This is a genomic window from Massilia genomosp. 1 (assembly GCF_011682185.1).
Lineage (GTDB): Bacteria > Pseudomonadota > Gammaproteobacteria > Burkholderiales > Burkholderiaceae_D > Telluria_A > Telluria_A rubra.
Window position 1 is genome coordinate 1 of sequence record NZ_WHJF01000168.1, and the last position, 8,226, is coordinate 8,226.

Annotated in this window: 7 protein-coding genes and 1 pseudogene; 4 read left to right on the plus strand and 4 right to left on the minus strand. The window is 65.2% G+C overall.

The features are described 5' to 3' along the window. Positions 1-336: 336 nt before the first annotated feature. A pseudogene (locus F1735_RS37975) lies at positions 337-426 on the plus strand (type II toxin-antitoxin system mRNA interferase toxin, RelE/StbE family); the annotation flags it as partial. Positions 427-473: 47 nt separating this feature from the next. Here F1735_RS37975 and F1735_RS31645 read toward each other — a convergent pair. Continuing rightward, positions 474-1,094, minus strand: a complete 621-nt coding sequence (locus F1735_RS31645; RefSeq protein WP_167240750.1) for a glutathione S-transferase family protein — start codon at positions 1,092-1,094, stop codon at positions 474-476. Positions 1,095-1,112: 18 nt separating this feature from the next. After that, positions 1,113-1,814, minus strand: coding sequence for a glutathione S-transferase family protein (locus tag F1735_RS31650; RefSeq protein WP_167240752.1), 702 nt, complete (start codon positions 1,812-1,814; stop codon positions 1,113-1,115). An 86-nt stretch (positions 1,815-1,900) separates the two neighbouring features. Here F1735_RS31650 and F1735_RS31655 point away from each other — a divergent pair, with 86 nt between their 5' ends. After that, entirely contained in the window at positions 1,901-2,884 is a 984-nt protein-coding gene (locus F1735_RS31655) for a type II secretion system F family protein (RefSeq protein WP_222853135.1), read from the plus strand. Positions 2,885-2,920: 36 nt separating this feature from the next. Beyond that, the gene (locus F1735_RS31660) at positions 2,921-3,607 is read left to right on the plus strand and encodes a YceI family protein (protein ID WP_167240756.1); all 687 of its coding nucleotides are present in this window, start codon (positions 2,921-2,923) and stop codon (positions 3,605-3,607) included. Here F1735_RS31660 and F1735_RS31665 read toward each other — a convergent pair. Then, on the minus strand, positions 3,519-4,502 hold the full coding sequence (locus F1735_RS31665) for a sulfurtransferase (RefSeq protein ID WP_373888616.1): 984 nt from the start codon (positions 4,500-4,502) through the stop codon (positions 3,519-3,521). The genes F1735_RS31660 and F1735_RS31665 overlap by 89 nt on opposite strands. A gap of 202 nt (positions 4,503-4,704) precedes the next feature. Between F1735_RS31665 and F1735_RS31670 the strand changes: the two genes are divergently transcribed. Further along, complete coding sequence (locus F1735_RS31670; RefSeq protein WP_167240759.1) at positions 4,705-7,710, plus strand: bifunctional diguanylate cyclase/phosphodiesterase; 3,006 nt, start codon at positions 4,705-4,707, stop codon at positions 7,708-7,710. Here the strand turns inward: F1735_RS31670 and F1735_RS31675 are convergent. Then, complete coding sequence (locus tag F1735_RS31675; RefSeq protein ID WP_167240761.1) at positions 7,689-7,976, minus strand: hypothetical protein; 288 nt, start codon at positions 7,974-7,976, stop codon at positions 7,689-7,691. The genes F1735_RS31670 and F1735_RS31675 overlap by 22 nt on opposite strands. Between the last annotated feature and the right edge of the window lie 250 nt (positions 7,977-8,226).

Here is an 8,226-nt window from a genome sequence, read left to right on the forward strand (position 1 = left end):
GATTGTTCGCAAGACGTTCCTTCACCGACCCGGCCAATCAAAGCCCAGAAACAAGCAGCCTAAGCCCCACAAATACATGACACAAAAGCCATGTTAAGCTGTCAATCGCTTAAGTCCGGTAGATTGGCCCTTGACCCTGCTCCGGACCGGACATCGACAAGCGCCGCAAGGCGCAGACATTCACAGCGGTAGCCGATATGGTAGCCGAAGTCAACTTCCACTCAAAACGGCATTGGGCCATAGACATTGGGTCAATTGATATCACTTTCATCATATCCTTATACACAACGCTGAGCGGCTCGACCAACGCGTGAAAAGACTGTCCATCCGCACTATCTCCTTGTTTACCGAATACGGAAAGAAACTGTCGAAATCCTCCGGGTTAAGCATACTGCGCAACGCTGGCCTCCCAAAGGAAAAGCGTGATGCTTCCCTATGACCGATGAGTTGCGAACCGTGCCGGCAAACCTGACCTAACGCCCCGCCGACGGGCGTTCCGCCATCCGGTCGCGCCAGGCCTGCAAATGCGGCATGCCTTCCGCGCCCGGCCTGAACTTCATCAGCCCGCGCGCAAACTCCAGCGCACACCAGGCCGTGATATCGGCCACCGTAAACCGCTCGCCAGCCACGAACGCTCGCTTGGCCAGTTCGCCGTCGAGCCAGCGCGCGTGCTCGCGCATCTTCTCTCCCTGCGAGGCGCCAAAGTCGGGAAACTGCGGCTGTTCCAGCAGCGCCAGCCCCGGATGCGTGTGGCGCACGCTGTTGGCGATGCCGAGGAACAGATGCATCTCCACGCGGCGGTCGGCCATCTCGATGAAGGCGCGCTCTTCAAAACCGTCGCCCATCAGGTTCGGCTCCGGATGCAGCCCTTCCAGATAGGTGCAGATGGCGCGCGTTTCGCACAGCACGCGGCCGTCGTCGAGTTCCAGCGCCGGCACGCGCGCCAGCGGGTTCTTGGCCACAAAGGCCTCGCTCTTGTGTTCATTGGCGGCCAGGTCGATCATCACCTGTTCGATCCCGGCGATGCCTTTTTCGGCGATGAACATGGTGACCCGACGCGGGTTCGGCGCGAACGTGCTGACGTACAGTTTCATGGGCATCCTTGCGAGTGGTTAGTTGCGCGACTGGCCGGTTTCGAGCATGGTGCGGGCGGCGGCCGAGAATTTGGCGGCTTCCTCTTCGCTCGACGAACTCAGTTCGCGCGGCGATGGCGGCATCTGCAAGCCCTTTTCCACGGCCGGACGGGCGCGGATGGCGTCGATCCAGCGCGCCAGGTGCGGCAATTCCTCGATCGAGACGCCCGACCACTTGTGCGTGCGCACCCAGGCCCAGTTGGCGATATCGGCAATCGAATAGTCGCCGGCCAAAAACTCGTGGTCGCGCAAACGGCCATCGAGCACCTTGAACAGGCGCCGGCTCTCGCCCTGGTAGCGGTCGATCGCGGGCTGGATTTTTTCGGGGAAGTAGCGGTAAAACACATTGGCCTGCCCCATCATCGGACCGACGCCGCCCATCTGGAACATCAGCCACTGCATGACCTGCGAGCGGCCCTTGGGGTCCGTCGGCATCAGCTGCCCGGTCTTTTCGGCCAGGTAGACCAGGATCGCGCCCGACTCGAATACCGCAAAATTGTCTTCGGCGCGGTCCACGATCGCCGGGATGCGGCCGTTCGGGTTAAGCGCCAGGAACCAGTCTTCCTTCTGCTGGTTCTGGTTCAATTCGAGCGCGTGCAAGGTGTACGGCAAAGCCAGTTCCTCAAGCGCGATGGAGACTTTGTGGCCGTTCGGCGTGGGCGCCGAATACAGGTCGATCATGGCATTCCTTTCCGGGTTAAGTAAACAGCAACATGCATCATAGCGCCAATTTGGCGGCCATGCCCACCCTGTGCCACAATCGCCGCATGACCCGCCACCGCCCTCTTCCCGCCCTGCTGCGCGCGCAGCTTTACCAGCATCTGGCGGCCATGGAAAAAGCCGGCCTGCCGCCCGACCGGGCCTACGCGCTGCTCGACCTGGGCCGCGCCGGGCGTGAACGGGTGGCGGCCTTTCGCAAGCTGGCGGCGCGCCGCAGCGAGCCGGCCGGCGCCGGCCTGGCGAGCGGCTTGTTCAGCGTGTTCGAAGCGCGCCTGCTGCGCGCGGCGTTCGCCGCCGGCAGTCCGCTGGCGACCTACCAACGGCTGGCCGATTTTCATGCCACCAGGGCGCAGCAGCTGGCCACGCTGCGTTCGCGCATGGTGCTGCCGGTGGCGATCCTGACGATCGCCTTGTTCGTCCAGCCGCTGCCGGCGCTGGCGGGCGGCACGCTGTCGGGCGGCGCCTATCTGTGGCGCGTGCTCTCGCCCTTGCTCGCGCTCGGGGGCGCGACGCTGCTGGCGGCGCGGGCGATTCAATGGTTCGGCTCCGGCAGCGAGTCGCCCGCGCGCGCCGGGGTTGAAGGCCTACTGCTGGCGCTCCCCGTCTTCGGCCCGATGCATGTGCGCCGCAATCTGCGCGACTTTGTCGACAGCCTGGCGCTGCTGCTCGACGCCGGCCTGCCGCTGTTCGACGCCATGCCGGTGGCGCTGCAGACGGTCGGGAACCGCCTCGTGCGCGCCGACCTGGAAGCGATGCTGCCGACACTGACGGCGGGCGCCACGCTGGCGCAGGCGATCGAAACGCTGCGCCTGCCCGATACCGGCCAGTTGCATGCGCTGGTGCTCACCGGCGAGCAAAGCGGCACCCTGCCCGAGATGCTGCGCCGCCACGCCGCCAGCGAAAGCGAGACCATCAACCGCTTCCAGCTGGAGATGATGGCCTGGCTGCCGCGCGTGTTTTACGCGCTGGTGGCGCTGTGGATGGCGCTGAGCATACTAGGTAGCTCGCTGGGCGCGGTGGCGCCTGTGTGAGCCGCGCAGCGGCCGGATTCGTGCCACAATCGTGCCATGAAACCGATCCGAACCTACCTGCCGCTGCTGGTCCTTGTCGCCGGATGCGCCAGCACGCCCGCACCGCCGCCGGCGCCCACGCCCGCCACGCCGGTTTTCAGCTGGTACCACGAAGCGGCGCGCACGCAGCCGGTGCTGCGCATCGATGCGGCGCTCTCGCTGATCACCGTGACGGTACGGCGCGGCGGCACGTTTGCGCGCATGGGGCACGACCACGTTGTCGCCAGCCGCAGCATCGAAGGCTTCGTCGCGCCGGACGCGGGCCGGGCCGACTTTCGCTTCCGGCTCGATCAGATGACGGTCGACGAAACCGACTTGCGCACCAAGGCGGGGCTGAGTACCCAGCCCGACCTTGACGCCATCGCCGGCACCCGCACCAATATGCTCACGCGGGTGCTGGACGCGGAGCGCTTTCCGCTGGTGGAACTGCACGCCGAACGCGCCGCCGGCAAGGGTGACAAGGGTGACCTGTTACGCCTGACCGTGACCCTGCACGGGGTGGCGCGCACGGTGGACGTGCCGACCACGATCGCGCGCGACGCCGCCGGGTTGACCGCGACCGGCACATTCATCCTGAAGCAGAGCGATTTCGGCATCACGCCAATGTCGGTGATGGGCGGCGCGCTGACGGTGCAAGATCCGATGGAACTGGCGTTTCGCATCGTGGCGGCGCCGCAGCGTTAATGGCAACCGGATTGGCCGGGTCGGCGCTCCATTCGAACCAGCCGCCGTCGTACACGCTGATGCGCTCCCAGCCGATAACCCACGCGTAAAAGAAGGCCAGCGAGGCGCGCCAGCCGGTGCCGCAGTAGAAAGCGTTGTGGCTGGCGCGATGGATGCCGCCGGCGCGCCACAGCGCTTCGATCGCCGCGCCATCGAGCATGCGCCCGTCCGGGTGCTGGAAGTGGCTCATGCTGTTCACATCGCCCTCTCGCCCGGCCCTGCCCCATAGCGCGCCGGGGATCTCGCCGCGCGCCGCGATGTAGCTGTAGCCCGAGGTGGCGCCGGTGTATTCGCTCCAGGTGCGGATGCTGACCAGGGCGCAATCGGGCTGCGCCAGCAGTGTACGCGCCTGCGCCATGCCGGTCAGGTAGTCGGGACGGGCGGGAAACGGCGCGCCGAAGTCCGGCGCGGGCAGCGGCGCCGCGGCGCGACCGGCGACGCCGGGCAGGTCGGCCGCGCACCACGCCCCGAAGCCGCCATCGAGCATGCGCACATCGATCACGCCGGCGTACAGCATCAGGTGCGCCGCGCGCGCCGCCGCCAGCGGGTTGCGGCTGTAGACGACGACAGTGGTGTCGTGCCGCACGCCGTGCGCCAACAGCACCCGCAACAGGGCCGCATCGTCAACCTTGTTGAACAGCGGCGGCGCTTCCAGCGCGCGCGTGTCGAGGTAGACAGCGCCGTCGATGTGGGCCTGTTCGAAGGCGGCGGCGCCATCGCAGCCGGCTTCCAGCAAGCGCACCGCCGGATCGCGCAGCAAGCCGGCCAGCTGGCTTGGGTCAATCAGCGCGCGTGTACGCGCCAGTGCGCGAGGGGCGGCGGGCGGCGCTTGGCAAGTGGGCGGACGGGCATTCACGGCGGACTTCTCAGGGAGCAAACCCGCTATTTTAAATGGTCGCGCGTTAACTGGCCTGAATCGTCCGCCCACACTGTCATCGAGCATAACACTTCGTGCTTTATTACTGATGCCTGATCTGATATAACAGACGTGAAAACAGGGTCGGGAATGCCATAGCGGGAGCCGCGCAGGCCCGCTCAATCGCTCAAGGTGCAATTCAATGAACCCGATTTTTTCCCTTCGTCTTGCAGATCGCGGCGAGCGCGGGGTCACGTTGCTGGTGCTCGGCTTTGCCGGACTGATATTCGTCGGTATTATCGCGAACCTCGTGTTCGAACTGGTCCAGGCGCGCGACAACCTCATCACCCAAAAAAGCAACAGCGCGCGCGTGCTGGTCAAGGTGCTCGAGGAACAGGCGGTCGACAGCATCTTCGCGGTCGACCTGGCCATGCAAACGACCATCAAGGCGGTGCAGATGGTGCCGCACGGGCCGGCCGACCGCGACCGCCTGGTCGATGAATTGCTCGACAGCAGTATCACCAAGCTGCCCTTCATCCGCGCCATCTGGCTGCTCGATGCCGAAGGCAATATGATTCACGACAGCCAGAAATTGCCAGGCAGCTACAACCTGTCGGACCGTGCGTATTTCCGGATTCACCGCGAGCAGCCGACCTACGGCATGCACATCGAAGGGCCGATCATCAGCAAGCTGGGCGTGCCCTTCATCAGCTTCAGCCGCCGCATCAACCGGCCCGACGGCAGTTTTGGCGGCGTGATCGTGGCCGCGCTGGAACCGAAATATTTGCGCCGCTTTTACGACGCGGTCAAGGTCGGCAAGGATGGGATCGTCGCCCTGGTGCGCACCGACGGCGTGCTGATGCTGCGCGTGCCGGCGGCCGGCATGGCCGAAGGCAAGCGCCTGGCGTTCGTCCCGAATTTCCATGAGACGCCCGGCGTGCTTGACGCCGGCAGCTACATCGCCGACAGCAACATCGACCAGATCCGGCGCCTGTATTTCTACCAGCGCGTCAACGGGCGCCCGCTGGTGGTGGTGGTGGTGGGGCTGGGCGAGGACGAACTGCTGGCCGACTGGTACGGCATGGCCGGCGCCTACATCGGCGTGTCGCTGGCGTTCCTGGTGGTGTTGGCCGGGCTGAGCTCCCTGGCGCTGCGCGAATTGCACAAGCGCTTCAGATTGAACCTGGCGCTGATCGGCAGCTGGCGGCTCGATCTGAAGAGCCGCAGCGGGCATTGGTCGGAGCAGATGTACCGGCTGCTGGGGCTGCCGCCGGCGGATCAGCCACCGCCGCTCGACGTGTTTTTGCAGCAAATTCACCCGCACGACCGTCATCTGGTCGAGTCGGCCGTGCAGCATGGCATGAACTGGGCAGGCGAGCTGCGCAGCAACCCGGCGCTCGGTCCGCAGCGCACCTTTCATTCGCGCAGCACGGGGGTGCATGATGCGGCCGGGAATGTGATCGCGCTGATCGGCACCTTGCAGGATGTCACCGAGCGGCGCCAGTCCAACGAAAAACTCGAACTGGCCGCGCGCGTGTTCGAATACACGCGCGACGGCATCGTGGTGACCGATGCGGCCAGCAACATCGTGGCCGTCAACGGGGCGTTCGAACGGATCACCCAGTACAGCGAGTCCGAGGTGCTGGGGCGCAATATCCGCATATTGCGCTCGAACTTGCACGGTATCGATTTCTACCGGCAAGTGTGGGAGACGGTGGCGCGCGATGGCCATTGGCGCGGAGAAATCTGGAACCGGCGCAAAAATGGCGAAGTCTTTCCCGAGTGGCTGACGGTGAGCGCGGTGGCCAGCGCGGAACACGGCATGGCCGGCTATGTGGGCGTGTTCACCGACCTGAGCGATATCACCGAAGCGAATGAGCAGTTGCAATTCATGGTCAACCACGATCCGCTGACGCGCTTGCCGAACCGCTCGCTGCTGAACGACCGGCTGGAACAGGCGATCGAGGCGGCACACCAGGCGCAGCGCGCGATTGCCGTGCTGCTGCTCAATATCGACCGTTTGCAGCGGGTCAACGACAGCATCGGGCACGACGCCGGCGACCTGCTGCTGCGCGAAATGGCGCAGCGCTTGCTGGCGCGCCTGCATCCGGGCGACACCCTGGCGCGCATCGGCAGCGACGAGTTCGTGCTGGTGCTCGGGCGCGTGGACGACAACGACGACATCAACGCCGCCGCCCAGCAAATGCTCGGCACGGTGGCGGCGCCGTGCCAGTTGCTGGGGATTGAAGTGGTGGTCACGGCCAGCGTGGGGATTGCGCTGTTCCCGCTCGATGGCATCACTCCGGGCGACCTGATCAGGAATGCCGACACGGCCCTGTCGCACGTCAAGAACAGCGGGCGCAACAGCTTCCGCTATTTCACATCCGAAATGAACACGCGGGCGCTGCACTGGATGGCGCTGGAGCACCGGCTGCGCAGCGCCTTGGGGCGGTCGGAGTTTTCCCTGTTCTACCAGCCCCAGCTGCGGCTGGCCGACATGCGCGTGTGCGGCGCGGAAGCGCTGATCCGCTGGCGCAGCGCCGAGCTGGGCATGGTGTCCCCGGCCGAATTCATTCCGCTGGCGGAAGACTCGGGCCTGATCGTCGAGATCGGCGAATGGGTGATCCGCACCGCCTGCGCGCAAAACAAGGCGTGGCAGGATGCCGGCCTGTGTACGCTGCCGGTGGCCGTCAACGTGTCGGCGCACCAGATCACGGCCGGCACCCTGCCGGCGATCGTGAGCAGCGCGCTGCGCGCCAGCGGCATGCAGGCGCGTTACCTGGCGATCGAACTGACAGAGAGCGTGCTGATGCAGGAAGCGGAGCTGGCCATGGCCCAGATCGCCGAGCTGCGCGGCATGGGCGTGGCGGTGGCGCTGGACGACTTCGGCACCGGCTATTCCTCGCTCAGCTACCTGAGCCGCTTTGCGCTGGACAAGCTGAAGATCGACCAGAGTTTCGTGCGCAATATTACCGAGGATGCGAAAAGCGCGGCGATCGCCAAGGCCACGATTGCGCTCGCGCATGGCCTTGGCATCACGGTGGTGGCGGAAGGCGTGGAAACCCGCGCGCAGCGCGATTATCTGGACGGCGCCGGCTGCGATGAAGTGCAGGGCTATTTCTTCAGCCGGCCGGTGGCGGCCGACGAGTTCGTCGCCCTGCTGGCCGCGGACACGGCGCCGTCGGATCAGTCCTGGCGGGCGATGTAAGTCCTGATGGCGGCCTCGGCCTCGCCGAACGACATCGCCTCTATGCTCCGATGCAAGATGATGGCGGCGCTGATCTCGCCGGCGACAATCTTGGCCCTGACCCGTGGATGGACATCCTTGTAGCCGTCGCCCGCGCCGGGAACCGAGCTGAGCATGTTCTCGAGGCGGGTGAGCTTCCTGTACTGTTCATCCTGCTTGAGGTACATCATGTACAGCGCGAACATCGACATGAGGAACATCGTTGACGCCAGGTCTTGTGATTCCATGCTGATTCTCCGGTGTAAGGTGGACGGCAAGTAAGTTGCCGCAGTCACAGTAATTGAATGGCAATGCAAGTGCCAGCGCAACGGCTGTTGTCGGTGACGACCTTGACATCCTCCCCACCCTACAGGAAGGGGATTCCTACGGCGCCGCGTGATGATCTACGGGTCGCTTCGGTGGGTTCCTGCTTCATCGAGCGGCCTGACTGCGCCGACTCTCCACAGGCTAAGACGCGATGTCCTCGCGCTAAAACAT

Bases quoted from the DNA above. Each gene is read 5' to 3' on its own strand.
- F1735_RS31660 (WP_167240756.1), top strand. From the start codon at position 2,921: ATGAAACCGATCCGAACCTACCTGCCGCTGCTGGTCCTTGTCGCCGGA.
- F1735_RS31645 (WP_167240750.1), bottom strand. From the start codon at position 1,094: ATGAAACTGTACGTCAGCACGTTCGCGCCGAACCCGCGTCGGGTCACC.
- F1735_RS31675 (WP_167240761.1), bottom strand. From the start codon at position 7,976: ATGGAATCACAAGACCTGGCGTCAACGATGTTCCTCATGTCGATGTTC.
- F1735_RS31650 (WP_167240752.1), bottom strand. From the start codon at position 1,814: ATGATCGACCTGTATTCGGCGCCCACGCCGAACGGCCACAAAGTCTCC.
- F1735_RS31655 (WP_222853135.1), top strand. From the start codon at position 1,901: ATGACCCGCCACCGCCCTCTTCCCGCCCTGCTGCGCGCGCAGCTTTAC.
- F1735_RS31670 (WP_167240759.1), top strand. From the start codon at position 4,705: ATGAACCCGATTTTTTCCCTTCGTCTTGCAGATCGCGGCGAGCGCGGG.